Genomic DNA, 24,114 nt, shown 5'->3' with positions numbered 1-24,114 from the left:
GCGGACCTCCCAGGACTCCCGCTCGATCATGGCACCCCGGCGGGTCCTGCGCACCGGCAGCCCCCTCGTACCGGCTGGGAGCGTACGGCACCGGGGAAAATGCGTCGCCCGGCGCCCGCGGGCGCGCGACAGTGGACGGCATGTCCGACTGGCGCATCTCCGAGGTCCCCGTCCCCGACTCGCTCGACGAGCCCGAGGCCTGGGCGCTGCACGGCTGCGAGCGCGTGAGCCGCGCGTCCGACCGCTTCGTGTACGGGCACGACGACACCGCGTTCTCGGCCCGCTACATGCTCGTCAAGCTCCGCGAGCAGGAGTACGCGCGCCGCGTCCGGCTCGTCGCGACGCCGGCCGACGTCGTCGAGCCGGGCGCCGACGACGTCGTCGGCATGGTCTCGGTGACCATGCCGCTCAAGGGCAACGAGCACTCGGCGTGGTTCGGCGTCGTCGTGCACCCCGACCACCGGGCCGGCGACGTGGGCGACGCGCTCCTCGAGGCGGCCGAGCGGGTCGCGCTCGCCGCCGGGCGCACGACGCTCGTCGTCGAGAGCGAGCACGGGGGCGAGCCCGCAGTCGGCGCCGACGGCGTCCTCGAGCCGCCGACCGGCAGCGGTCGCATCCTCGCCGCCGACCCGGCCGCGCACCTCGCGGCGAGCCACGGCTACGCGCTCGAGCAGGCCGCGCGCTACTCGGTGCTCGACCTCCCTGTCGACCCGGACCACCTCGCGCGGCTGCGCGCCGAGGCGGCCGAGCGCGCGGGGTCCGACTACCGGCTGGTGTCGTGGCAGAGCCGCACGCCCGACGAGTGGGTCGACGCGCTCGCGCTCCTCGAGACGCGGATGTCGACCGACGCCCCGTCGGGCGGGCTCGACATGACCGAGGACCCGTGGGACGCCGAGCGCGTGCGGACGTACGAGAGCGACATCGTGGCGGCCGGGCACGGGTACCTCCTCGTGGCCGCCGAGCACGTCCCGAGCGGCGAGCTCGCGGCGTTCACGATGGTCGAGTGGCCGCTCGACGAGCCCGAGGTCGTGTTCCAGGAGGACACCCTCGTGCTGAGCGAGCACCGCGGCCGACGTCTCGGCATGCTCGTCAAGGCGGACCTCCTGCACCGGTTGCGCGACGTCCGGCCCGAGGCGCGACGCGTCCACACGTGGAACGCCGAGGAGAACGCGTTCATGCTCGGCATCAACGTCGCGCTGGGGTTCCGTCCGCGTGGCGTCGCCGGCGAGTGGCAGCGGAAGGTCGCGGCCGCCACGGCGAGCCTCGTCGAGCCGGAGGCGGCGTCCGTCTGAGCCGTCGCCCGGCGGGGGCGCTCACGTCCCCGCCGGGTCCTCCGGCACGTCGGGCGGGACGTCGCTCGGCCCCGCCTCGGGCGGGCGCGGCACGTCCTGCGGGTGCAGGCGGATCGCGACGAGCGCGACGTCGTCGGGCGGGCTCTCGGGGACCATGCGCGCGAGCAGCTCGTCGCACAGCTCCTCGAGCGGGAGCGCGGCGAGCTCGGCGAGGGTCTCCCGCAGGCGGACCATGCCCTCGCGCAGCGGCTGGTCGCGGCGCTCCACGAGGCCGTCGGTGTAGAGCACGAGCGTCGCGCCCCGCTCGAGGGTCAGCTCGACGTCGGTGCGGGCGCTGTCGGGCAGGAGGCCGAGAAGGGGCTCGGGCTTCCGTGCGGACAGCGGCGTGACGGTGCCGTCCTCGGCGACGAGCATCGGGTCGGGGTGCCCCGCGTTGGACCAGCGGAGGCGCGTGACGCCGCGGTGCAGCTCGTCCTCCTCCTGCTCCAGGCGCGCGACGACGGCGGTCGCGATGGCCCCCGTGTCGAGGGTCCGCAGGGCCCGGTCGACGCGCTCGAGCAGCGCCGCGGGAGCGGCCTCGGTGGTCACGGCGATCCCCCGCAGCACCGAGCGGACCTGGCTCATGGTGGCGGCGGCGGCGATGTCGTGGCCGGCGACGTCGCCGATGACGAGGACGGTCGCGCCGTCGGGCTGCATGAAGGCGTCGTACCAGTCGCCGCCGACCTGAGCGGCCTCCGCGGCCGGGTGGTAGCGGACGGCGATCTCGAGGTGGTCCGGCTGCGGCGGGTCCGTGAGGAGCGAGCGCTGGAAGCCCTCGGCGATGGTGCGCTGCTGCCGGTAGAGGCGCGCGTTGTCGAGCGCGAGGGCCGCACGGCCCGCGACCTCCTCGGCCGTCGTCACCTCGTCGGGTGTCATCGGGGCGCGCTGCGACCCCGAGAAGAGGCTCAGCGCGCCGACCGTTCGCCCGCGCGCGCGCATGGGGAGCACGGCCGCGGAGCCGGGCCGCAGGACGTCGAGCAGGTCGCGCGCGCGTCCGGGCAGCAGCACCCGCTGCACGGCCGCCGTCGCGTCGGACGGGACGAGGATCAGCTCGCTGGAGGTGAGTGCCCGCGTGAGGAACGCGTCGTCGGCGAGGCTGCCGAGGCGGCGGCTCGCGTACTCGGCGACGTCGGCGCGGCGCTCCTCGTCCACGTGCCACGACGCGATGTCGCGCAGGTGCCCGTGGCCGCCGTTGGACGAGTCCTCGACCACGGTGACGACGCACCAGTCCGCGAGATCGGGCACGACCAGCTGGGCGAGGCGTGCGACGGCCTCCTCGGTCTCGAGCGACTCGGCGAGCTCGGCCGTGACGCGCGCGGTCAGCGCGGCGCGTCGGGCGGCCTGCGTGACGCGGTCCTGCGCGGCGCGCCGGTCGCTGATGTCCAGGAAGTACACCGAGAGCCCGTCGGGCGACGGCCACGCGCGCACCTCGTACCAGCGGTCGAGCGGTTCGGGGTAGTACTCCTCGAACGACGCGGCCAGGCCCGTCTCCATCGCGTGCCGGTAGTGCCGCTCGAACGCGGTCCCGACCGCGGCGGGGAACAGCTCCCACACGTCGCGGCCGATCAGCTGGTCACGCGGGCTCGCGAGGATCCGCTCGGCCTCCGCGTTGACGTACGTGAACCGCCAGCGCCGGTCGAGCGAGAAGAACGCCGTCGGGATCGACTCGAGCACGCGGGCCACGCGGGCCTCGGCCTCGTGCGTCGCGGTCGTGTCGTACGCCGCGCCGACGAGCTTCGCCGTGGCGCCGTCGTCGCCCGGGAGCGCGCGGCCCCGGGCCGCGACCCAGCGCGTCTCGCCCGTCGGCAGCAGCACCCGGTACTCGAGCGCGTACTCGCCGCACGAGTCGATCGCGCGCTGGATGGCCGCCATGGTCGGGCCGACGTCGTCGGGGTGCAGGCGCTCGGTGAAGCCGTCGATCGAGCGCGTCCACGTCTCGGGCGTGTAGCCGAACAGCTCGATCGTGCGGGCGTCCCAGCGGAGGTCGCCCGTGGCCAGGTCCCACTCGTATGCGCCGATGCCCGCGGCGTCGACCGCGAGGGCCGTGACGACCCCCACCGCATCCGCCGGGAGCCCCACCGGCGTGTGTGCGGACATCGTTCTCCTTGCGTTTCAGGGAAGCACAGCGTAAGGGGTCAGCCGTACCCCCCGACGACCGCCACCCGGTGCGGGTCCGCGCGGACCGTGACCTGCGTGCCGACGGCCGGGAGCGCCGCGGCCGGGTCGCCGCTCGGCTCGACCACGGTGACGCGCCCGACCCCCTCGACGTCGACGACGAGCTCGACGACGCCGCGCCGGAACCCCGCACCCCGGACGGTGGCGGCCACGCCGTCGGGCACACGGTGCAGCGACCCCGGACCCACCGCCAGCAGCGCGTCCGGAGCCGGGGCCCCGGCCTCGCCGGTGAGCGCGCGACCGACGGGCGACCCGGCGGCGACGAACGCCTCGTAGCCCAGGAACTCCGCGACGCGGCGCGACGACGGCCGGTGCCACAGCACCGCGGGCGGGTCGACCTGGAGCAGGTGGCCGGCGTCCATGACGGCGATCCGGTCCGCGACCGCGAAGGCCTCGTCATGGTCGTGCGTGACGAACAGCGCCGTGGTGCCGGTCGCCGTGAGCGCCGCACGCACGTCGTCGGCGAGGCGCTCGCGCAGCGCGCGGTCGAGCGCCGACAGCGGCTCGTCGAGCAGGAGCAGGCGCGGCCGCGGCGCGAGCGACCGCGCGAGCGCGACGCGCTGCCGCTCGCCCCCGGACAGGCTCGCGACGTCGCGGTCGCCGAACCCGGCGAGGCCCACGAGGTCGAGCAGCTCGGCGACGCGGCGGGCGCGCTCGGCACGCGGGACGCGCTGCATCTGCAGCCCGAAGGCGACGTTGCGCGCGACGTCGCGGTGCGGGAACAGCTGGCCGTCCTGGAACATCAGGCCCATGCCGCGGCGGTGCACGGGGACGCCCGCGAGGTCGGTGCCGTCCCACGTCACGCGGCCTCGTGCGACCGGTTCGAGCCCCGCGACGGCGCGCAGCAGGCTCGACTTCCCGCTGCCCGACGGGCCGAGCAGCGCGACGACCTCGCCCGGCGCGACCGCGAGGGTCAGGCCGTCGACGGCGGCCTTGGTCGTGCCGTCGTCGTCGCGGTAGAGGACGACGACGTCCTCGACGCGCAGCCCGGCACCCGGGGCGGTCACGCGAGGTCCCCGGCGGAGCCGGCGCGCAGGCGCTCGGCGACGAGCATGACGGCGGCCGTGAGCGCCGCGAGCAGGACGGACGCGGCGAGCGCCATGCCGAGGTTCTCCGCTCCCGGGCGCCCGATGAGGCGGAAGATCACGACGGGCAGCGTGGGGCGGTCGGGCCGCGCGAGGAACGACGTCGCGCCGAACTCGCCGAGGCTCACCGCGAACGCGAGCCCGACCGCGAGGCCGAGTGAGCGCGCCGCGACCGGCCAGTCGACGAGGCGCAGCACCGCACCGGGCGACGCGCCGAGCACCGCGGCGGCCTCGTGCAGCCGGGTGTCGATCGCGCGCAGCACGGGCAGCACGGTACGCACCACGAGCGGCACCGCGACGACCGCCTGGGCGATCGGCACGAGGACGAGCGACCCCCGCAGGTCGAGGTCGATCCCGAACGGCCGGTCGAGCGCGACGAGGAAGCCAAAACCCACCGTCACGGCCGAGACGCCGAGCGGCAGCATGAAGACGCCGTCGAGCAGCCGGACGGCGCGGCGCGCCGGACGCGATCGGGGCCGGCGCGACACGACGAGCGCGACGAGCCCGCCGACGACGACCGCGAGCACCGTGGCGTCGAGCGCGACCCGCAGCGACGTGGCCGCGGCCTCCCACACCGTCACGCTGAGCGCGTTCGGGCCGCCCGTGGTCCCGAGGGCCGCGTAGTTGCCGAGCCCCCAGCCCGACGGCGTCCGGAACGACCGGACGAGCACCGTGAGGAGCGGGAGCGCGAGGAGCCCGACGACGACGAGCCCTGTGACGGCGACCGCGGCGACGTCGCCGGCCCGCCGCTCGGGGCCGCGCAGCGCGAGCCGCATCTGCGTGACGCGCAGCTCGAGCGCGCGCTCGCGTGACGTCCGCGCCCGCCCCGCGACCGCGAGCGCCGCGCCCACGACGAGCAGCTGCAGCACCGAGAGCACCGCGGCGGCCCGCAGGTCCAGGAACTGCGTCGTCTGGACCCAGATTTCGGTCTCGACCGTGCCGTAGCCGGTGCCGCCGAGCACGAGGACGACGCCGAACGCCGTCGAGCAGAACAGGAACACGATCGCCGCGGCGGACGCGATCGCGGGCGTCAGCGCGGGCAGGGTCACCGAGACGAACGCGCGCCACGGAGGTGCGCCGAGCGTCCGGGCGGCCTGCTCGGCCCGTGGGTCGAGGGTCGCCCAGAAGGCCCCCACGGTGCGGACGACGACGGCGTAGTTGAAGAAGACGAGCGCCGCGACGACGCCCGCGAACGTGCCGTCCCAGTCGAGGAACCCGAGCGGTCCGTGCGGTGCGAGGACGGAGCGGAACGCCACGCCGACGACGACGGTCGGCAGCACGAACGGCACGACGACGAACGCCCGCACCGCGGTGCGACCGGGGAACGTGCAGCGGTGCAGGACGTACGCGCCCGGGACGCCGAGGACGACCGCGAGGACCGTGCCGACGGTCGCCTGCGCGAGCGTCGTCCCGACGATGCGCCAGGTGCGGGGACGCGACAGCACGTCGGCGAACCCGCTGAGGTCGAGGGCACCGTCGGCCACGAGGCCCCTGCCCACGATCGCCGCGACGGGGTAGGCGAAGAAGACCGTGAGGAACGCGAGCGGCACCGCGGCGGCGAGCGCCCACAGCACCCCCCTGCGGACCGCCGAGCGGCGGTACGCGAGGGGGGCGCTCGCGGGGGCGGTGAGCGTCGTCACGGGTTCCCGTGTCCTCGATGTGCTCGGGGGGACGCCGGCCCGGGGCCGGCGAGGGGGTGTCGTCGGCCGGTCAGCCGACGACGGTGTCGGTCCACGTGCGGATCCACGCGTCCCGGTTCTCGGTGATCACCTCGGGGTCGAGCGTGAAGGGCTCCTCGGGCTGCGGTGCGAACGTCGCCCAGCTCTCGGGGAGCTCGACCGAGGAGTCGACGGGGTAGACGTACATCTGCTCGGGGATGTCGGCCTGGACCTCGGGGCTGAGCAGCCAGTCGACGACCTGCCGCGCGCCCTCGGGGTTCTCGGCGCCCGCGAGCACCCCCGCGTACTCGACCTGCCGGAAGCACGTGTCGAGCAGCGCGCGCGTCGGCGCCTCGGCCGGGTCGGTCACGCCCTCGGGCACCTCGTACGGCGGAGACGACGCGTAGGACAGCACGAGTGGGCGGTCGCCCCCCTCGCTCGACGGGCCGGTGAAGTCGACGTAGTACGCGTCCGACCAGCCCGACGCGACCTTGACGCCGTTGTCCCGCAGCGCGGTCCAGTAGTCGACCCATCCGTCCTCGCCGAACGCCGCGACGGTCGCCATGAGGAACGCGAGACCGGGCGACGACGTCGCGGGGTTGGTCACGACGAGCAGGTCCTCGTACTCCGGCTTCGTGAGGTCCTCGAGCGTCTCGGGCTCGGCGATCCCGGCCTCCGCGAACCACGTCCGGTCGACGTTGACGCACACGTCGCCGACGTCGACCGCGGTGAGGTGGCCCTCGTCGTCGACCGCGTAGCGCTGCGCGTCCTCGCCCGCGGCGGGCGACTCGTACGGCTCGAGGACGCCCTCGGCGATCGCGCGCGACGCGAACGCGTTGTCGATCCCGTAGACGACGTCGCCCAGCGGGGCGTCCTTGGTGAGGACGAGCTGGTTGACGAGCGCTCCGCCGTCGCCGGGTGCGCGCTGCTCGAGCGTGAGGCCCGTGTCCTCCTCGAACGCGGCGACCAGCTCCTCGCTGAGCGCGAACGAGTCGTGCGTGACGAGCACGACCGTCCCGGACGAGGTCGCGCCCTCGGCGGCGGGGGGCTCGGAGTCGCCGACGGCCGAGCACGCGGTGAGCGCGAGGGCCGCGACGGTGGTGGTGAGGGCGGTCGCCGTCGTCGGCCGACGGCGACGCGTCCCGGGGGCGAGGGGGCTCGCCATGGTGTCTCCTCCTCTGGATCAGGAGGGGTGGCCCGGCGTCGCGCGCGGTGACCCGAGCACGACGACGGGCCCGAGAATCCCGACTCCCTACGCCGGTGTGAACCGGATCAGGTTCGAGGGTCTGCGGAGGTCCGCACTCTCAGCGTCCTGGTGCCCGGCGTGCCGGACGACGCTCCCCTGTCGTTCACCAGCGACCCTACCGCCGCGCGCGGGTGCGCTGACGCGGCCCCTCTCGCCCTCCACCCACCCACCCCTCGCCCTCGCGCCCCCTCGCCCTCCCTCCCTCCCGTCGAGATCAGACTTCGCGTCGGCGTGTCGCGGGAAACGCCGACGCGAAGTCTGATCTCGACGGAGGGCGCGGGGCTCTGTGGCGAGCCGGGGGAGCGCGGAGGACGATCAGCGGGTGGCTGAGGACGGCGGGCGCGGGTCGGGCGCGGTACCGCACCCCGGGCACTTCGACGCGATCGCGGACGTCTACGAGCGCTCGCGGCCGCCGTACCCGGACGCGCTGTGGGCGCGGCTCCGGGGGCTCGGGATCCTGGGGCCCGGTGTCCGCGTGGTCGACCTCGGTGCGGGGACCGGGCAGGCCACCGGCCCGATGCTCGCCGCAGGAGCGCAGGTCACGGCCGTCGAGCCGGGTCGGGCGCTCGCGGAGCGGCTGCGTCGTCGGTGGCCCGGAGCGACCGTCCGCGTCGACACGGCGGAGCACGTGGCGCTCGCGCCCGGCGGGTTCGACCTGGCCGTCGCGGCGACCGCGGTGCACTGGTTCGACCTCGGCGTGGTGCTGCCGAGGGTGCACCGGGCGCTCGTCGTCGGCGGGCACCTCGCGGTGTGGCGGAACGCCTACGGCGACCCGTCCGTGCCCACGCCGTTCCGTGAGCGGGTCGCGGCGGTCGTCGCCCGGCGCGGTGCGGGTGCCGCGCGACCCGGGCCGGGCGAGCTCGACACCGAGGAGTGGGTCGAGCGCCTGACGAGCGGCGGGTGGTTCGCCGCCCGTCACGTCGAGCACTTCCGCTGGCAGGTCGAGCTGACGTCCGACGACGTCCGCGGCCTGTTCACGACCTTCAGCGACTGGACCCCGGACGAGGCCGCCCAGGCCGCCCGCGCCGTCGACGACCTCGGCGGACGCGTCACGGAGCACTACGTGACCCCGCTCGTCGTCCTCCGCCGCGCCGACACGACCTGAGCCTGGTCGTCCCGCCGCGGCGTGACCGCGGTCGGGGACGGATCATCGCGTGATGGACGAGATCCGGGCCGCTGCGTGGCGTGGGTTCAGGCGTGACGGACCACTCGCAGGCGCCAGCCGATGACGGCCGCGACCGCCGCGACCGAGAGCTCGACCAGCCCGTCCACGAGCGCTGAGTGCGCCGACGACAGGATCTCGAGCGCGTGCCCCTGCGTCTCGGGGTCCCCCGCGAACACGGAGGAGACGTACCAGCGGTTCCCCCAGCGGAAGCCGTCCGCGACAGCGAGGCACGCCGCGACGACGGCGACGAGCCGGGCGGTAGCGACTGCTCCGAGGTCGCCAAGACGGGTTGAGATACGAGTTCGTGTCGGCGAGTCGCGCGCCACGCCGACACGAACTCGTATCTCGGCACTGTGTGTGAATGGGACGGGGGAATCCCAGATGGGTAAACGTTGAACTGATCTAGATCTCCGGGTCACACTGGCCGGACCGACGACGACGACGGCTGGAGCCCCCGTGACCCAGGACGACACCCTCCCCACGACTGCAGGCGCCGCCGCGCCGGTCGACACCTCCGGGGTCGTCGACGCCCTCTACACCGACGGGATCACCGCGCTGAAGGGCGCGTTCCCGGTCGAGTGGGTCGACCGCCTGCGGGAGGACGTCGACGCCGCCTTCGACGACGCGATCAACCGGCCCGGCGGCGCCGTCGGACGCGGACCCAAGCGCTGGTACGTCGAGATCCACCCCGAGCAGATCCGCGGGTTCGTCGACCTCGTCACGCACCCCTGGGTGACGGCGACGTGCGAGGCCGTGCTCGGCCCGCGGTACGAGATCGTCGAGGTGGGCTTCGACACCCCGTTCCCCGGAGCGATGAACCAGCCGTGGCACCGCGACTTCCCCATGCCGGAGGAGACGCGTCGCGAGCGGCGCCTCACGTCGCTCGCGTTCAACATGACGCTCGTCGACACGACCGAGGACATGGGTCCGTTCGAGATCGCGCCCGGCACGCAGTGGGACGACAGCCCCGAGTTCGAGCACGGCATGTTCCCGCCGAAGGCGCACTACCCGCGGTACGAGGAGCTCGCCGTCCGCAAGATGCCGCAGCGGGGCGACATCTCGGCCCGGTCGGCGCTCACGATCCACCGGGGCACGCAGAACTTCTCCGACCGCTACCGCCCGGTGCTCGTGCTGGGCGTCGACGCGCCCGGCGCCGGCAACGCCGAGCACCACGACCTGGCCGTGACGCGCGGGTACTGGGAGCGGCTGCCGCAGCAGGTCCGCGACCACCTGCACTGCCCCGTCGTGGACGAGCTCGAGCCGATCGTCCAGAAGCACACGATCGAGGGCCTGGTGATGGGCGAGGCCTGACCGCAGCCCGCTTGCGTCGAGATCAGGGTTCGTGTCGGCGAGTCGCGCGACTCGCCGACACGAACCCTCACCTCGACTGGTGGGGTCGGGGTGAGGCCGGGGCGGGGCCGTCAGTCGCGCCAGACCTGGACGACGCTCGGGCGCGGGCCGCCCCAGCGGCCGCGCGACACCGTCCCGGGGGCGACGTAGTCCGGGAAGAGCGACTGCTGCGCGCCCCACGACCCGTCCTCACCGGGGTGCTGGACGGCGACGTAGACCATCTCGTCCTCGTCGCGGATCACCGGCCCGCACGTCTCGGCCCCGACGGGCACCGAGAGGAACTGCTGCACGTGCCCGCGCTCGGCGCCGGACAGCGGCACCTTGAACAGGCCGTCGCAGTAGCCGATCGTCCCCGGGGCGCCGTCGGTCGACACCCACAGGTCGCCCGCGGAGTCGAACGCGAGGTTGTCCGGGCACGAGATCGGCGAGACCTTGTCCGCCGGGAAGCCCGCGAAGTACGTCGAGCCGTTGGTCGCGGGGTCGCCGCACACGAGCAGGAGCTGCCAGCCGAACGTCGTCGCCGTGACGTCGCCGCCCGCCTCGGTGATCTCGATGACGTGCCCGTCCCGGTTCGCGTTGCGGGGGTTGACCTCGGTCGCGCCCTCCTTGCCGACCTTGCCGCGGTCCGTGTTGTTGGTGCACGCGACGTACACGCGCCCCGACGTCGGGTGCGGCTCGACGTCCTCGGGCCGGTCGAGCTTGGTCGCGCCGACGGCGTCCGCCGCGAGACGCGTCCGGACCAGCACCTCGTCCGTGGTGAACCCCGGGACCTGGCTCACGCCGTCGACGACGAGCGGGATCCACTCGCCGGTGCCGTCGAACGCGCCGTCGGACGGCAGGGTGCCCGTCCCGGTGATCTCCTCCGACGGCGAGTCGCCCGAGAACCGCGCGACGTAGAGGCTGCCCGCCGTCAGCAGCTGCTTGTTGTGCCCGCGCCAGCGGTGGCCGCGGCGGAACCGGTCACGCGAGACGAACTTGTAGAGGTAGTCGAAGCGCTCGTCGTCGCCCATGTACGCCGCGACGTGCCCCGAGCGGCCGACGACGACGTTCGCGCCCTCGTGCTTGAACCGGCCGAGCGCGGTGTGCTTCACGGGCGGCTCGTGCGGTGCGTACGGGTCGATCTCGACGATCCAGCCGAAGCGGTTCGGCTCGTTCTCGTAGCCGGGGTTGCGTGCGTCGAACCGCGGGTCGACCTCCTCCCAGCCGCGCGCCGTCGGCCGGTCGGCGAAGCCGTAGCGGCGGTCCGCCTCGCTGGTCCCGGAGGTCCGGAAGTACCCGTGGACGTTCTCCTCGCCCGACAGGACGGTGCCCCACGGCGTCGTGCCGCCCGCGCAGTTGTTGAGCGTGCCGAGGACGGTCGTCCCGGTCGGGTCGTCGGCCGTGCGCAGCAGCTCCGAGCCCGCCGCGGGCCCGGTGAAGGTGAGCGGCGTCGTCGCGGTCACGCGGCGGTTGAAGCTGCCGCCGACGACGGTGCGCCACGGCCGCCCGGCGCGGCGCCGCTCGAGCTCGACGACGCTCATGCCGTGCGCGGCCATCCCGATGCGGCGCTGCTCGGCGAGCTGCTCGGGCGGCAGCATGAGGCCCTCGTTGGTGTACTCGTGGTTCGCGACGAGCAGGCCCCAGCGCCCGTCCGACGACTCGAGGACGTCGACGTAGTCGTTGTTGTAGCCGAACAGCCGCTCCTGGAGCTCGGCGGTGAGCGTCGCGGGGTCGAACCGGTCGGCCGCGTCGAAGAGCGGGTCGCCCCAGCGGATGATCGGCGACCAGCGGTAGCCGTCGGGGACGACCAGCGCGTCCGTCGAGGCGGGTACGGGCGCGATGGGTGCGAACGGGAGCCGCGTCCGCCCGCGCCCGTGGGCGGCGGCCGGCGCCGCGTCGCCGACGACGGACGTGATGACGACCGCGCCGCCGGCCGCCGCGGCCCCGAGGAGCAGCGCGCGTCGCGACAGCGCGGCGCCCGCGACGTCGCGGAACGTCTCGTTCGCGCTCGTGTTCGGCACGTCGTGGAAGCACGCGTCGGCGCACTTGAGCCGGCACGTGACGGGAGAGCGCTTGCCGTGCGTGCGGCCCGCCATGAGCAGCGGGAGCACCGTGCGTCCCGCGGGAGCCGCGGCCAGCTCGGCCTCCGGGGCCGGCACGGTCCCCGGGCGCTCGTCCGTCGTCGTCATCTCGTCCCCCGCTCGTCACTGCCGCCGACCGCTGTGTCGCAGACACCGTGACAGCGCCGACTTGCGGCATGACCAACGGCGGGTGACGCGCAGTCGAACGTCCCCCGACGTGCACCGACGCACGCAGGTGGGCCGTTCGGCGCCGCTGCGCCGAACGGGTGCACGCGCTGATCCGATCTTGCGGAGCGCACCGTGTCAACCACTAGCGTGACCAAGGTCACAAAGGCTGTGACGGCTTCACCGGCGAAAGCAGGGGCAGGCAATGGGTCTGGTCAGCACAGGGAGACGCGTCCTCGGCGTCGCGGCAGCGATGGCGCTCGCCGTCGGCGTCGCGGCGGCACCCGCGAGCGCGAACTCGGACAGCGACAGCCGCTCGTACGGGGGTGTCACCCTCTCGACGTACGTGTACATCGACGACTGGTCCGGGTGGGACAACTGCGGGTACTTCCGCACGTACGCCAAGACCTCGAAGCAGGTCGCGGCGCTCACCCACTCGGTCGAGTGGGACCCGATCGGCATCGGCGCGAGCGCCACCATCAAGGGTGTCGGCGTCTCGATCTCCGGCAACAGCGGGGGATCGCCGACGGCGACGTTCACCAACCGGTACACCACGTACGCGGGGATGTCCGGGACGGCCTGCGCGTCCTGGAGCACCGTCTACCTCGGCGTGTTCTCGTCCGGCAGCACCAAGGTGGGTGGGCACTACCTGACGTCCACCTCGCACGTCTAGATGACGCATCACGGCACGCGGGTCGCCTGGGGTCGCTCCCGGGCGGCCCGCTCCATGACAGGTCTCGCCGCCGTCGCGCTGCTCGTGACGGGCTGCAGCGGCGAGCGCGACCTCACCGTCACCGAGAAGCAGGACGTCGTCCTCGACGCCCTCGCGCAGGAGCTCTCGCAGCTCGTCGACGAGCGCGGCCTCGTCATCAACCCACCGTCGGAGCGCCCGCGGCCCGTCGACCCCTACGCGACCGCGTGGCTCGTGACCATGGCGGACGAGGCGGGCGTCGAGCTGCCCGGAGCGCCGAGCGTCGCGGCCGTCGTCGACGACCCGGACGTCGCGGCCTCCCTCCGCGACGCCGTCCCCGCCGAGTGGTGGGCCTGGTCGCTCGAGACGATCGCCGCGGCCGGCGGCGAGACCCTCGCTGACGACGACGTCGTGGTCCCGGCGAGCACGTACGCGGACGCCCAGGACGACGACGACCGCGCCGCCCGGACGTGGATCGCGTCGGTGCTCGAGGACGCGGGCCGGCCCTCGGGCTACCCGGGTGCGCTCGCGGACGACCTCGTCGCCGCGACGGCCGACGGACGGGTGTCCGCCATCCGTGCGTGGTTCCTCGTCGACGCGTGCGCGCGCCTCGACGCCGACTGCCGGACGCCGCGCGTCGAGCCCGTGACGACGACGATCCGCGAGCCGCTCGACGTGCTGACGCTCGCAGCGGCGGCCTCGCTCGCACGGGCCGGCGTCGACGTCGACGGCTACGACGGCGAGGCGGCGCGTGAGCTCGCGGAGGAGGCGCTCACCGGGCTCGAACCCGGCAACGACGTCCTCGCGGCGAAGCTCGCGGGGATCGTCGCGGCCGAGGGGGGCGACCGCGCCCCGGCCGCGGCGTACCTCGACGAGGCCGCGGAGCGGTGGGACGCCGACGCCGGCATGTACCGCCAGCACGTCGTCCTCATGGGCAGCGTCGAGGCCACGTACGCGGCGCGCCGCATCCTCGGCGAGCGGTTCGTCGCGCTCGCGGAGGAGCACGGGACCTACGGGACGGTCGAGGGTCTGCTCGGCCGTCCGGGCACCCTGGGCGTCGTGCCCGAGCTCATGGCCCTGGCGATCCTCCAGGACCGCGACGGCGGCGTGCCCGACGCCTTCGCGGGCCGAGCCGCCGAGGTGAGCGCCGACTACTCCGGGCGGACCGTCCCCGCGACCGACGCCGGGCTCGCGCTCCAGGTCGCCGCCCTGCTGCTCGACCTCGGCGAGCCCGTCACGGACCTCGAGGTCGAGCCCGTCCCGGTGACCGAGGAGGACGAGCGCCTCGTCAACCACCTCGTCGCCGCGGCGCTCGACGGGACGCTGGCCAACGGCGAAGAGCTCCTCGCCGCCTACGCCGACCACGTCGACGCCCTCCCGCGCGTCGTCGTCGCCGACGGACCCGGACACCCGAACTTCCACACCCGGCTCGGTGTGCTGGACTACCTCGACCCGGGGTGGACCGAGGAGAGCCGTCAGGCGCTCGTCGACCAGACCCGGACGCGTGTGGGCTGTGCGGCGACCCCGCACCTGGTCACGCGCACCACCGACCCGCTCGACGGGTGCGACGTCCTCCTCACCGCCGACGTCGTCCACTCGTCCGTCGGCATCGACGCACTCGCGGAGGCCTCATGATCCACGTCGAGCACGTGACCAAGCGGTACCCGGGCGCCCGCGGCGCCGTCGTCGCGCTGCCGCCCACGAGCCTCGACGTGCGCCGCGGTGAGCTGCTGTGCGTCGCGGGGGAGTCGGGCGCCGGGAAGAGCACGCTGCTCGGCGTCATCGGGCTGCTCACGACGCCCGACGCGGGGACCGTCGTCCTCGACGGCCGCGACTGCACGGCGATGTCGAACCGCCAGCGGGACGAGCTGCGCTCGGAGCTCGTCGGGATCGTGCCACAGCTCCCGCGGCTGTTCCCCGAGCTGTCGGCCCTGCGCAACGTCGAGCTCGCACGTCGCACGCCCGACCGCGTCGCGACCGAGCGCCTGCTCGCGCACGTCGGTCTCGCGGACCGGGTGGACCACGCGGCGCGGACCCTGTCGGGTGGCGAGCAGCAACGGCTCTCGCTCGCCCGGGCGATCGTCAACGGCCCCCCGGTCGTGCTCGCGGACGAGCCGACCTCCGGCCTCGACGACCGCAACGCCGAGGTGGTCGGGACGCTGCTCGCGCGTCTCGCCGCCGACGGCGCCGCGGTCGTCGTCGCGTCGCACGACGCGCGCATGCGGGCCCACGCGACGCGGACGCTCGAGCTCACCGTGCGGAGCGCGGCATGAGGGCCGCGCGGCTCGCGGGGTGGCTCGTGCCGACGACGGCGGCGCGCTACCGGACCGCGCTCGTCGTCGGCGCGGTGAGCGTCGGCCTGTTCGGCTACCTCGCGCAGGTGGTCGGCAACGCGGCGACGAGCGCCGCGACGAGCGACGCCGGGCTCGGCTCGGCCGCGCTGCGCACCATCGAGATCGGCAGCTACGGGCTCGACCAGGACCCCCGCCCGCTCACCGCGGACGCGGCGGACGTCATCGGCGCCCTCCCGCACGTGACCGACGTCGGGCTGTGGGCGAGCGCGCAGGTCGCACCCGAGCCCGACGGCGGCGTGCTCGACGCCGTGGTGCTGTCGGTGAGCACGCGGTACGCGCCCATCCAGCGCCCGCTGGTCGAGGGCGTCGAGCCCGTCGGCCGGTTCGACGTCCTGCTCCCGGCGGGACTCGCGGAGGAGGCCGGGCTCACCGTCGGTGACGAGCTGCCCGTCATGTACAACGAGCGCGCGGCCGACGGCACGGGCGAGGGGCGGCGGTCGAGCCTGCACGTCGTGGGCCTCTACGACGACGAGGTGCTGGGGATCGACGACCCGCGGTCGGCCTACGCGTCGTCCGAGACGGTCGACCACTTCGTCGCCGCGGAGCGCGGCTCGACCCCCGAGTGGATCGCCGAGAACTACGTGCACCCGCGCGGGTACGTGACCGTCGACGAGCTCGACTCCGTCGCGCCGACCGTCCAGGCGCTGCGGGACGAGGGGTTCGGCGCGACGAGCCTCACGACGCTCCTGACGTCGGCGTCGTCGACGCAGCAGTTCCTCGCCGCGCTGCGGCCGCTGCTCGGCCTCACCGTCGCCGCGCTGCTCGCGGCCCTCGCGTGGTCGACGGCGAGCTCCGTCCTCGCCGCGCGGCGGGCGGAGATCGGGGTGTTGCGGGCCACCGGCTGGCGCCTGTCCGAGGTGCGCACGACGTTCACGCTCCAGCTCGCGGCGCTCGGCGCCGTCGTCGGCGTGGGCGGAGCGCTGCTCAGCCTCGCGCTGCTCGCGGTCACGTCGGTCGTCGCGCGGGACGCCGCGGTCCTCGGCGTCCCCGTCGCCGTGCCGTGGACGGCCACGTCGGCCGTGTGGCTGGTGGGACCTCTCGTCGTCGCCGTCGCGGTGTTCGTGCTCGCGGGCCTCCCGGCCGTGCACCGGCTGTCCCGCGTCTCCCCGGACGAGGTGCTGCGCGACCTCGTGCGCTGAGGTCCGGGTCCGGCGTCGCGCGTCCGGCGGTGCGTCGTGCACACCGTGACCGGCCTCGACACACTGGTCCGGACACACCGGCCGGGACCGCACCGCGGCGCCGCGCCGTCGCCCGCGACGCAGGAGGAACGCATGGGAGTCCTTGCCGAGCTGTTCGCCGGAACCCACGCCGAGGCGCTCGCGCGCGCCGACGTCCTCGAGTCGGGCGCCGTCCCGCCGCCCGCACCGCACCTCGAGCTGACGACGGTCACGCCCGTGGACCTCGAGGTGCTCGGCGAGATCGCCGCGCGCGCCGTCCAGTTCGGCGTGGGCGACCTCGAGATCGCGGAGATCGACCTCGAGCACGAGTCGCTCTTCCGGCTCCCGCCGTTCCTGTGCGAGGTCCTCACCGAGCTGGGCCGCAGCGAGGACCCCGAGACGCTCGGCGAGGTCGCCGAGCAGTGGGCCGCGTCGGAGGAGATGGGCGTCCCGGGCGAGGACCTCACGCACGTCGTGCAGGGCGTCGTCGACCTCGTGACCGAGGCGGGCGAGGCCGGCCAGGACGTCTACCTGTGGGTCGAGGCGGTCTGACGGGCACGCGCGGCGGGGCACGTCCTGCGGGCACGTCCCGGGTACGTCAGGCGGGGCCCCGGACGCGGTGCGGCTGCGCAGCGGCGGCACCGGGTCTACCGTGAGCGAGGAAGATCACCGAGGAGGGGGTTCGCCCGTGGGTGAGCAGAAGCAGGACATGGTGGCGAAGGCCCTCGGCCTCGCTGTGGCGCTCGGCGCGGCGTGGGTCGCGCAGCAGCTCATCAACCAGGTGTGGACCCGCACCTTCGGTCACAAGCCGCCGAAGCCCGAGGACGAGGGCGACTCGCGGTTCGGCGAGGTCGCCGCCGCCGCGACGGTGACGGGCGCCGTCGTCGCGCTCGCGCGCGTGCTCGCGACCCGCGGGGCCGCACGCTTCATCAAGTAGTCGCGCGCGCCGTCACGTCGTCGCGTCGCCCGGCCGTCCGCGGTCGACGCGGGGACCCTCCACGTCTCCGTCCGCGCGCTCCATGTCCCGGGTGAGCTCGTCGACGACGAGCCGGTCGTGGTCGACCTTGCCCGTCCGGAACCCGGCGCGGGACACCATGTGCGCCGTCACGGGTGAGGTCAGCAGCTGGAACAGCACGACGAGCACCATGACCCACAGCGCGGACAGCGTCCGCAGCCGCAGCTCGAGCCCCAGCAGCACGAGCATGAGGCCGAGGACCTGGGGCTTGGCACCCACGTGGGTCCGTGCGAGGAGGTCCGGGAAGCGCACGACGCCGACGCCCGCCGCGAACGTCAGCAGCGCACCCGCGAGCAGCACCACCGACGACGCGGCGTCGAGCACGCCGGCCAGCGTGTCGTTCATCGGGTCGCCTCCCCGTCGTCGTGCCGGCCGGCCTCGCGCTCGCCCCGTCGGCCGGTCCCGTCGTCACCCGTGACCTCACCCGTCGCGGTGCCGCCGTGGTGCTCGTCGTCGTGGCGGTGCAGGTCGTCGTCGGCCTCCTGGGCGCGCGCCGCCTCGAGCGCGGCGAGCTCCTCGCGGGTCAGGAGCCGGCCCTCGCCCTCGGGCTCGACCGACGCGAAGCGCGCGATCGTCACCGAGCCGACGAACCCGACGAGCGCGAGCGCGAGGATCATCGGCAGGGTGTCGATGCGCCGCGACCACGCGGCCTCGAGCGCGACGGCACCGACCAGCGCGCTCGTGAGGATGTCGAGCGCGACCGTCCGGTCGAGCATGCTCGGGCCCTTCTCGACCCGCACGAGCGCGAGGACGGCCGTCGCGGCCAGCAGCGTCGCGGCGGCGACGACGACGGGCAGGATCATCGGCCGGCCTCCGTTCCCGTGGTCCCTCGATGGCCCGTCCCGTGCCCGTGCCCGTGCGCGTGCCCGTGCGCGTGCCCCGTCCCGGCGCGCTCGGCGTCGGCGGGCGGCTCGTGGAGCGGGTCGCCGGGCCGCCAGGTCGAGAGCCCGGCCGCGGCGAGCTCGTCGTCGGACGCGAGCGCGCGCAGGATGCGGGCCTCGGTGTCGAGGGCGTGGTGGCGGGCGCCCTCGACACCGCCCGAGAGGCCCACGTCGAGCACGTGCACGTACAGCGTGCCCGTGACGCGGTGCGCCTCGACGATCACCGACCCGGGGATCAGGGACGTGACGGCCGCGGTGAGCGTGAGGTACAGGTCGGACTCGGCGCGCAGCCGCACCGCGACGACCGCGCTGCGCGGGGTGCGGCGCGGGTGCAGCGCGAGGAACGCGACCTGCCAGCTCGCGCGCACGACCTCGGCGAGGAACCACCCGGCCAGGCCGAGCAGCCGCAGAGGCCGCGCGCGGACGTGCGAGTCGATCTGCGGCATCGGCAGCGCCGCGACCACGACGACCCCGAGCACGAGCCCGACGAGGAGCGTCCCGACGGCGAAGTTCCCCCAGAGCATCGCCCAGACGACGGCGAGCCAGAGGGCGGTCGCGACGCGCACGCGCAGCGCGCGGCGGCGGGGGTGCAGGCTCACGGCTCACCACCGTCCTCGAGGTCGGCGCCCTCCTCGACGACGCCCGTCTCACCCGACCGTCGCGCGTCCTCCGTGACGTCGGCCGAGCGACCCTCGCCGCGTCCGCCCGGCAGCACCGCGGTGACGTACTGCTGCGGGTCCCGCAGGGTCTCGGCCGCGCGCGTCGTGTAGTCGTACAGCGGTCCGGCGACGAGTGTCAGGCTCGCCCCGGCGACGACGAGCGCGGCCGCCGACCCGACCATCCCGCGCGGCAGGCGCACGTCGGGCGCCTCCTCGGGTGCGGGCTGCCAGAACGCCTTGTTCCACGCCTTGACGATCGCGTAGAGCGTCAGCAGCGACGTGACGACGCCGCCGGCGACGAGCGTGTACGCGAGCGGCGAGCCGTCCGCGACGCCCGCCTGGACGAGGCCGGCCTTGCCGAGGAAGCCCGACAGCGGCGGGATGCCCGCGAGGTTCATCGCCGGGAGGAAGAACATGACGGCCAGGAGCGGCGCGAGCCTCGCGAGCCCCCCGAGCGCGTCGAGCGACGTCGAGCCGCCGCGGCGCTCCATGAGCCCGACGACGAGGAACAGCGTCGTCTGCACCGTGATGTGGTGCGCGACGTAGAACACCGACGCCGCGAGCCCCGCGTCAGAGCTCAGCGCGATGCCGAACACCATGTAGCCGATGTGGCTGACGAGCGTGAACGAGATCATGCGCTTGACGTCGTTCTGCGCGACCGCACCGAGGATGCCCACGAGCATCGTCACGAGCGCGACCCACATCAGCAGCGTGTCGGCCCGCCCGTCGGGGAACAGCAGCGTCTGGGTCCTGATCATCGCGTAGACGCCGACCTTGGTGAGCAGGCCCGCGAAGACGGCGGTGACCGGCGCGGGGGCCGTCGGGTAGGAGTCCGGGAGCCACGCGAAGAGCGGGAACACCGCGGCCTTGATCCCGAAGGCCAGCAGCAGCATGAGCTGCAGCACGAGGCTCACGCCGGGGTCGATCTCGGCGAGCCGGTAGGACAGCTGCGCCATGTTCACGGTGCCCGTGGCGGCGTAGACGAGCGCGATGGCGAGCAGGAAGAGCACGGAGGACAGCAGCGACACGACGACGTAGATGGTCCCCGCGCGCACGCGTTCACCTGTCCCGCCGAGCGTGATGAGCACGTACGACGCGGCGAGCAGCATCTCGAAGCCGACGAAGAGGTTGAACAGGTCGCCGGTCAGGAACGCGTTGGCGACCCCCGCGGACAGCACGAGGTACGTGGGGTGGAAGATCGCGACCGGGGTCTCGGCGTTCTTGTCCGCGATGCCCTGCGCGAGCGAGTACACGAGGACGCACAGCGTCACCGCGGACGACACCGTGAGCATGAGGGTCGACAGTCGGTCGGCGACGAGGTTGATCCCGACGGGCGCCGCCCAGCTCCCGACGTCGAGCACGAGCGGGCCGTCGTCGGCCGCCGCGAGCAGCAGCACCGAGGTGACGAGCGACAGGGTGAGCGCGACGACGCTGATGAGGCCCTGGGCCCGCGCGTTGCGCCACAGCGCCAGCGCGAGCCCGGCCGCGGCGAGCGGCAGGACGACGGGCAGCGGGACCGCCCACGTGAGGTCGGTCAGGCTCAGGCCGTTCACCGCACGTCACCGCCCTCGGCCGACTCGACGCGCCGCGACCCGGGGGCCGCGTCGGGCTCCGGGGGTGCGCCCACGGGCGCGCCCGTCTCGTCGTGCACGTCGGCCGCCTCCTGCTCGAGCGTGCGCGTCTCGTCGTCGTCGCTCTCGTACGCGGCGAGGTCGGCGGCCGCTCGTGCCGCGACGCGACGGTCCTCGAGGTCGTCCTGCACCTCGTCGTGGTGGTTGAGCTGCCACGAGCGGTAGGCGAGCGCGAGCAGGAAGGCCGTCATGCCCAGCGTGATGACGATCGCGGTCAGGACCATGGCCTGAGGGAGCGGGTCGCTCATCGCGTCCTCGTCCGTGCTGCCGATGATCGGCGCCCCGCCCGCACGGCCGCCCGCGACCAGGAACACGACGTTGACGGCGTTGCTGAGGAAGATCACGCCGAGCAGGACGCGCGTGAGCGAGCGCTCGAGCAGGAGGTAGACCCCGACGGCGGCGAGGGCCCCGGCGACGACGACGAGCGTGAGGTTCGGTGCGGTGTCGATCATCGACCTCCCTCCCTGGTCCCCGTGCCGGTGGCGACGGCGCCCGCCGCCTCGGTCGTGGTGCGGTGCATGGGCGTGCCGGCCCCGCCGGGGTCGCCGTCGTCGTCGCGGTCCACCGCGTCGGGGTCGGACGCGTCGGGGGCGGCGTCCTCGGTGTGCCGGTCGATCTCGGCCCCCAGGCTGCGCAGCACGTCGAGCACGAGGCCGATGACGAGGAGGAAGACCCCGATGTCGAAGAAGACGCTGGTCACGAGCTTGACCGGCCCGAGCACGGGCACCGCGAACTCGACGATCACGCTCTCGAGCAGCGAGCCGCCCGCGAGGATCGCGAGCAGGCCGACGCCCGCCGAGAGGAAGAGCCCGAGCCCGAGCAGCAGGCCGGGGTGGACCGGGGCGGCCTCGCCGAGCTCGTACCGGCCCCCCGCGAGGTAGCGCACGATGAGCGCGACGCCGACGACGAGCCCGCCCGCGAACCCGCCGCCCGGCGAGTTGTGGCCCGCGAACAGCAGGTACAGGCCCGCGAGCACCATCGAGTGGAAGAGCATGCGCGTCGCGATCTCGAAGATCACGGATCGGCGCTGCGGCGCGAGGGTGCTGCCGGCCCGCAGCCACTCGCGGTCGCGTCCGCCGACCGCGGGGCGCCCGCCCAGCCGGCGCAGCGCCGCGGTGCGGTCGGGGACGCCCGCCCACACGTAGCCCGTGCCGCGCGCGTCGGCCGAGCGGAACCGGCTGCCGCTGCGCGTGAGCAGGAAGATCAGCGAGGCGACGCCCGTCGCGGCGACGAGCAGCACCGCGATCTCGCCCATCGTGTCCCACGCGCGGATGTCGACGAGCGTCACGTTGACGATGTTGCGGCCGCCGCCGAAGACGTACGCCTCCTCGGCGAAGTCGGCGGACACGGGGGTGTGCACCCGCGCGGTCGGTGCGACGAGCGCCATCCCGGCGACGACGACCCCCGCCGCCGCGCCGATGACCAGGCGCACCCACCGGCTCGCGGCGAGTGGCCGGACCGAGAAGTACGCGGGCAGCCGCCGCAGCACGAGCACGAAGACGACGAGCGTGATGGTCTCGACCAGGACCTGCGTGAGTGCGAGGTCGGGTGCGCCGTGGAGCATGAACAGCGCGGCGATCGCGTACCCGCTCACGCCCGCGAGGACGACGGCCTTGAGGCGTCGGCGCGAGTTGGCGGCGAGCACCGCACCCGCGACGGCCAGCGCGCCCACGACGACCTGCGCCGGGCGGTCCCACAGGCGCACGTCGGCCCACGACGGCGCAGGTGCGCCGACCAGCGCGACGGACTGGAGCACGACGAGCGTCACGAGGATGACGCCCAGGTAGAACGGCAGGGAGCCGCGCTGCGTGAGCGCCGTGAGGTCGGCGGCGGCGTCGTCGAGCCGGCGCATCGCGCGGCGGTACACGAGGTCGGCCTCGAGCGGGACGGCGACGCGGGCCTGCAGCCGCTCGACGCGGGCGCGCGCCACGAACAGCGCCGCACCCGCCGTCAGGACGAGCGCGCTCAGCCCGAGCGCGGGCGTGAACCCTGCCCAGAGCACGAGGTGACCGGCCTCGCCGGGGTAGGTCGCCGCGTGCGGCGTGAGCAGCTCCTCACCGGTCCCGGGCACGAGCGCGAGCACGAGGCCCAGGAGCGCGAGCACCGCGGCGGGTGCGACCAGCACGAGCGACGGGCGCGTGACGGTGACCGGCTCGTCGTCGTCGGCGGTGGGCTTGGACGCGAACGCGCCCCACCAGAAGCGCAGGCCGTACGCGACGGTGAGCATCGAGCCGACGACGACGCCCGCGAGGACGAGCGCGCCGCCGAGTGTGCCCGCCTCGTGCAGGAGCGCCTCGAGCGCGGCCTCCTTGGCGACGAACCCGGCGAACGGCCACATCCCCACCATCGAGAGCGTCGCGAGGGCGCCCGCCGCGGCCGTGACGGGCAGTGCGCGTCCCACGCCGCTCAGGCGCCGCAGATCGCGTGTGCCGGTGGCCGCGTCGACGACGCCGACGACGAGGAACAGCGCGGCCTTGAACATCGCGTGCGCGCCGAGCATCGCCAGACCCGCGAGCGCCGTGGCCTGCGAGCCGAGCCCGACGAGCAGCACGAGCAGCCCGAGCTGGCTCACGGTGCCGAAGGCGAGGACGAGCTTGAGGTCGTACTGCCGCAGCGCGCGGTAGCCGCCGTGGACGAGCGTCCACGTGCCGAGGACCGACACGATCGCCGTCCACACCCCGAGGTCGGAGAACCCGGGCGCGAAGCGTGCGACGAGGTAGATGCCGGCCTTGACCATCGCGGCGGCGTGCAGGTACGCGCTCACCGGGGTCGGCGCGGCCATCGCGGCCGGGAGCCAGAAGTGCAGCGGCACGAGCGCCGACTTGCTCACCGCACCCACGAGGACGAGCACGACGGCGGCGGTCACGGCCGAGCCGGTCGGCGGGTCCGCGAGCAGCTCGGACAGCCGGTAGCTCCCCGTCTCGCCCAGGACGACGAGCCCGACGAACATCGCGAGGCCGCCCGCGGTCGTCAGGACGATCGCCTGCATCGCGGCGCGGCGCGACGCCTTCCGGTCCGAGTAGTGCCCGATCAGCAGGTAGGAGAAGACCGTGGTCAGCTCCCAGAAGACGTAGAGCATGAGCAGGTCGTCGGTCGTGACCAGGCCGAGCATCGCGCCCGCGAACGCGACCAGGACCCCGCCGAACCGGCCGAGCCCGCTCGCCGTCGCCGAGAAGTACGCGGCGCAGTACACGAGCACGAGCGCCCCGACGCCCCCCACGACGACGACCATGAGCCAGGAGAGCGTGTCGAGCCGGAAGGCCAGCTCGATGTCGAGCGCGGGGACCCACGCGACGGTCTCGACGGGTCCGTCGCCGGCGAGCACCGCGCGCGTCCGGGTCAGCGCCCAGACGGCGGCCGCGGCCGGTGCGAGCGCGAGGCCGAAGAACCCCTTCCTGCCGAGCCGGCGCACGACGACGGGCGCGAGCAGCGCGAGAGCCGCGTGGACGACGAGCAGCAGGAGCACGTGGCCTCCGTCCGTTCGAGGGCGG

At 74.5% G+C, this 24,114-nt stretch carries 21 protein-coding genes and 1 riboswitch; of the genes, 9 read left to right on the top strand and 12 right to left on the bottom strand.

Translation table 11 applies throughout. From position 1 onward, the window contains the following. The first annotated feature begins 140 nt into the window (after nucleotides 1–140). Complete coding sequence (locus tag IEV86_RS05825) at nucleotides 141–1,292, top strand: GNAT family N-acetyltransferase (RefSeq protein WP_052426379.1); 1,152 nt, start codon at nucleotides 141–143, stop codon at nucleotides 1,290–1,292. Nucleotides 1,293–1,313: 21 nt separating this feature from the next. Here the strand turns inward: IEV86_RS05825 and IEV86_RS05820 are convergent, their stop codons facing one another. The 4 genes from IEV86_RS05820 to IEV86_RS05805 form a co-directional block, all read right to left on the bottom strand. After that, nucleotides 1,314–3,428, bottom strand: coding sequence for a SpoIIE family protein phosphatase (locus IEV86_RS05820; protein ID WP_081978841.1), 2,115 nt, complete (start codon nucleotides 3,426–3,428; stop codon nucleotides 1,314–1,316). A gap of 38 nt (nucleotides 3,429–3,466) precedes the next feature. Beyond that, nucleotides 3,467–4,513, bottom strand: a complete 1,047-nt coding sequence (locus tag IEV86_RS05815) for an ABC transporter ATP-binding protein (protein WP_043608127.1) — start codon at nucleotides 4,511–4,513, stop codon at nucleotides 3,467–3,469. Then, on the bottom strand, nucleotides 4,510–6,231 hold the full coding sequence (locus IEV86_RS05810) for an ABC transporter permease (RefSeq protein WP_052426381.1): 1,722 nt from the start codon (nucleotides 6,229–6,231) through the stop codon (nucleotides 4,510–4,512). Before IEV86_RS05810 ends, IEV86_RS05815 begins: the two co-directional genes overlap by 4 nt. A gap of 70 nt (nucleotides 6,232–6,301) precedes the next feature. Next, on the bottom strand, nucleotides 6,302–7,414 hold the full coding sequence (locus tag IEV86_RS05805; RefSeq protein ID WP_043608129.1) for a thiamine ABC transporter substrate-binding protein: 1,113 nt from the start codon (nucleotides 7,412–7,414) through the stop codon (nucleotides 6,302–6,304). 67 nt (nucleotides 7,415–7,481) lie between these two features. Beyond that, a riboswitch (TPP riboswitch) is annotated at nucleotides 7,482–7,603 on the bottom strand. 214 nt (nucleotides 7,604–7,817) lie between these two features. Here IEV86_RS05805 and IEV86_RS05800 point away from each other — a divergent pair. Continuing rightward, a complete protein-coding gene (locus IEV86_RS05800) occupies nucleotides 7,818–8,600 on the top strand; it encodes a class I SAM-dependent methyltransferase (protein ID WP_052426382.1) in 783 nt (260 codons plus the stop codon). A gap of 86 nt (nucleotides 8,601–8,686) precedes the next feature. On the opposite strand, the gene IEV86_RS05795 is transcribed toward IEV86_RS05800, so the two are convergent. Beyond that, nucleotides 8,687–8,836: a hypothetical protein gene (locus tag IEV86_RS05795; RefSeq protein WP_161784065.1), complete on the bottom strand. Its 150-nt coding sequence runs from the start codon at nucleotides 8,834–8,836 to the stop codon at nucleotides 8,687–8,689. Nucleotides 8,837–9,116: 280 nt separating this feature from the next. Here IEV86_RS05795 and IEV86_RS05790 point away from each other — a divergent pair, with 280 nt between their 5' ends. Then, nucleotides 9,117–9,971, top strand: coding sequence for a phytanoyl-CoA dioxygenase family protein (locus tag IEV86_RS05790; RefSeq protein ID WP_043608131.1), 855 nt, complete (start codon nucleotides 9,117–9,119; stop codon nucleotides 9,969–9,971). Between the two features lie 110 nt (nucleotides 9,972–10,081). On the opposite strand, the gene IEV86_RS05785 is transcribed toward IEV86_RS05790, so the two are convergent. After that, nucleotides 10,082–12,178, bottom strand: a complete 2,097-nt coding sequence (locus IEV86_RS05785; RefSeq protein ID WP_188484588.1) for a PhoX family protein — start codon at nucleotides 12,176–12,178, stop codon at nucleotides 10,082–10,084. 262 nt (nucleotides 12,179–12,440) lie between these two features. On the opposite strand from IEV86_RS05785, the gene IEV86_RS05780 reads away from it, so the two are divergent. The 6 genes from IEV86_RS05780 to IEV86_RS05755 all read left to right on the top strand — a co-directional run bounded on the left by IEV86_RS05780 (nucleotide 12,441) and on the right by IEV86_RS05755 (nucleotide 17,374). Next, a complete protein-coding gene (locus IEV86_RS05780) occupies nucleotides 12,441–12,908 on the top strand; it encodes a hypothetical protein (protein ID WP_152605630.1) in 468 nt (155 codons plus the stop codon). Between the two features lie 54 nt (nucleotides 12,909–12,962). After that, nucleotides 12,963–14,561, top strand: coding sequence for a hypothetical protein (locus tag IEV86_RS05775; RefSeq protein ID WP_152605631.1), 1,599 nt, complete (start codon nucleotides 12,963–12,965; stop codon nucleotides 14,559–14,561). Then, a complete protein-coding gene (locus IEV86_RS05770; RefSeq protein ID WP_043605871.1) occupies nucleotides 14,558–15,199 on the top strand; it encodes an ABC transporter ATP-binding protein in 642 nt (213 codons plus the stop codon). Before IEV86_RS05775 ends, IEV86_RS05770 begins: the two co-directional genes overlap by 4 nt. Further along, complete coding sequence (locus IEV86_RS05765; RefSeq protein WP_043605875.1) at nucleotides 15,196–16,419, top strand: FtsX-like permease family protein; 1,224 nt, start codon at nucleotides 15,196–15,198, stop codon at nucleotides 16,417–16,419. Before IEV86_RS05770 ends, IEV86_RS05765 begins: the two co-directional genes overlap by 4 nt. Before the next feature lie 132 nt (nucleotides 16,420–16,551). After that, nucleotides 16,552–16,989 (top strand): hypothetical protein, encoded by a 438-nt coding sequence (locus IEV86_RS05760; RefSeq protein WP_152605632.1) that lies wholly within the window; start codon nucleotides 16,552–16,554, stop codon nucleotides 16,987–16,989. Between the two features lie 136 nt (nucleotides 16,990–17,125). Then, entirely contained in the window at nucleotides 17,126–17,374 is a 249-nt protein-coding gene (locus IEV86_RS05755) for a DUF4235 domain-containing protein (protein WP_229734514.1), read from the top strand. A gap of 12 nt (nucleotides 17,375–17,386) precedes the next feature. Here IEV86_RS05755 and mnhG read toward each other — a convergent pair whose 3' ends face one another. The 6 genes from mnhG to IEV86_RS05725 are packed head-to-tail and all read right to left on the bottom strand — an operon-like array spanning nucleotide 17,387 to nucleotide 24,089. Further along, nucleotides 17,387–17,797 (bottom strand): monovalent cation/H(+) antiporter subunit G, encoded by a 411-nt coding sequence (mnhG, locus tag IEV86_RS05750; protein WP_052426160.1) that lies wholly within the window; start codon nucleotides 17,795–17,797, stop codon nucleotides 17,387–17,389. Beyond that, nucleotides 17,794–18,255: an MrpF/PhaF family protein gene (locus IEV86_RS05745; protein ID WP_081978692.1), complete on the bottom strand. Its 462-nt coding sequence runs from the start codon at nucleotides 18,253–18,255 to the stop codon at nucleotides 17,794–17,796. Before IEV86_RS05745 ends, mnhG begins: the two co-directional genes overlap by 4 nt. Beyond that, complete coding sequence (locus IEV86_RS05740) at nucleotides 18,252–18,932, bottom strand: Na+/H+ antiporter subunit E (RefSeq protein WP_081978693.1); 681 nt, start codon at nucleotides 18,930–18,932, stop codon at nucleotides 18,252–18,254. The genes IEV86_RS05745 and IEV86_RS05740 overlap by 4 nt, the downstream gene beginning before the upstream one ends. Further along, a complete protein-coding gene (locus tag IEV86_RS05735) occupies nucleotides 18,929–20,545 on the bottom strand; it encodes a Na+/H+ antiporter subunit D (protein WP_438501599.1) in 1,617 nt (538 codons plus the stop codon). Before IEV86_RS05735 ends, IEV86_RS05740 begins: the two co-directional genes overlap by 4 nt. After that, nucleotides 20,542–21,075, bottom strand: a complete 534-nt coding sequence (locus IEV86_RS05730; RefSeq protein ID WP_081978694.1) for a Na(+)/H(+) antiporter subunit C — start codon at nucleotides 21,073–21,075, stop codon at nucleotides 20,542–20,544. The genes IEV86_RS05735 and IEV86_RS05730 overlap by 4 nt, the downstream gene beginning before the upstream one ends. Then, on the bottom strand, nucleotides 21,072–24,089 hold the full coding sequence (locus IEV86_RS05725; protein ID WP_052426161.1) for a Na+/H+ antiporter subunit A: 3,018 nt from the start codon (nucleotides 24,087–24,089) through the stop codon (nucleotides 21,072–21,074). Before IEV86_RS05725 ends, IEV86_RS05730 begins: the two co-directional genes overlap by 4 nt. Between the last annotated feature and the right edge of the window lie 25 nt (nucleotides 24,090–24,114).

This window comes from Cellulomonas carbonis (assembly GCF_014636275.1).
Taxonomy (GTDB): domain Bacteria; phylum Actinomycetota; class Actinomycetes; order Actinomycetales; family Cellulomonadaceae; genus Actinotalea; species Actinotalea carbonis.
Note: the sequence above shows the minus strand (reverse complement) of the source record. Positions and strands in the feature narration are given on the sequence as shown.

Excerpts from the sequence above, each read along its gene's own strand:
- IEV86_RS05825 (WP_052426379.1), top strand. The coding sequence starts at position 141 with ATGTCCGACTGGCGCATCTCCGAGGTCCCCGTCCCCGACTCGCTCGAC.
- IEV86_RS05745 (WP_081978692.1), bottom strand. The coding sequence starts at position 18,255 with ATGATCCTGCCCGTCGTCGTCGCCGCCGCGACGCTGCTGGCCGCGACG.
- IEV86_RS05785 (WP_188484588.1), bottom strand. The coding sequence starts at position 12,178 with ATGACGACGACGGACGAGCGCCCGGGGACCGTGCCGGCCCCGGAGGCC.
- IEV86_RS05760 (WP_152605632.1), top strand. The coding sequence starts at position 16,552 with ATGGGAGTCCTTGCCGAGCTGTTCGCCGGAACCCACGCCGAGGCGCTC.
- IEV86_RS05775 (WP_152605631.1), top strand. The coding sequence starts at position 12,963 with ATGACAGGTCTCGCCGCCGTCGCGCTGCTCGTGACGGGCTGCAGCGGC.
- IEV86_RS05780 (WP_152605630.1), top strand. The coding sequence starts at position 12,441 with ATGGGTCTGGTCAGCACAGGGAGACGCGTCCTCGGCGTCGCGGCAGCG.
- mnhG (WP_052426160.1), bottom strand. The coding sequence starts at position 17,797 with ATGAACGACACGCTGGCCGGCGTGCTCGACGCCGCGTCGTCGGTGGTG.
- IEV86_RS05765 (WP_043605875.1), top strand. The coding sequence starts at position 15,196 with ATGAGGGCCGCGCGGCTCGCGGGGTGGCTCGTGCCGACGACGGCGGCG.
- IEV86_RS05770 (WP_043605871.1), top strand. The coding sequence starts at position 14,558 with ATGATCCACGTCGAGCACGTGACCAAGCGGTACCCGGGCGCCCGCGGC.
- IEV86_RS05820 (WP_081978841.1), bottom strand. The coding sequence starts at position 3,428 with ATGTCCGCACACACGCCGGTGGGGCTCCCGGCGGATGCGGTGGGGGTC.
- IEV86_RS05805 (WP_043608129.1), bottom strand. The coding sequence starts at position 7,414 with ATGGCGAGCCCCCTCGCCCCCGGGACGCGTCGCCGTCGGCCGACGACG.
- IEV86_RS05730 (WP_081978694.1), bottom strand. The coding sequence starts at position 21,075 with ATGATCGACACCGCACCGAACCTCACGCTCGTCGTCGTCGCCGGGGCC.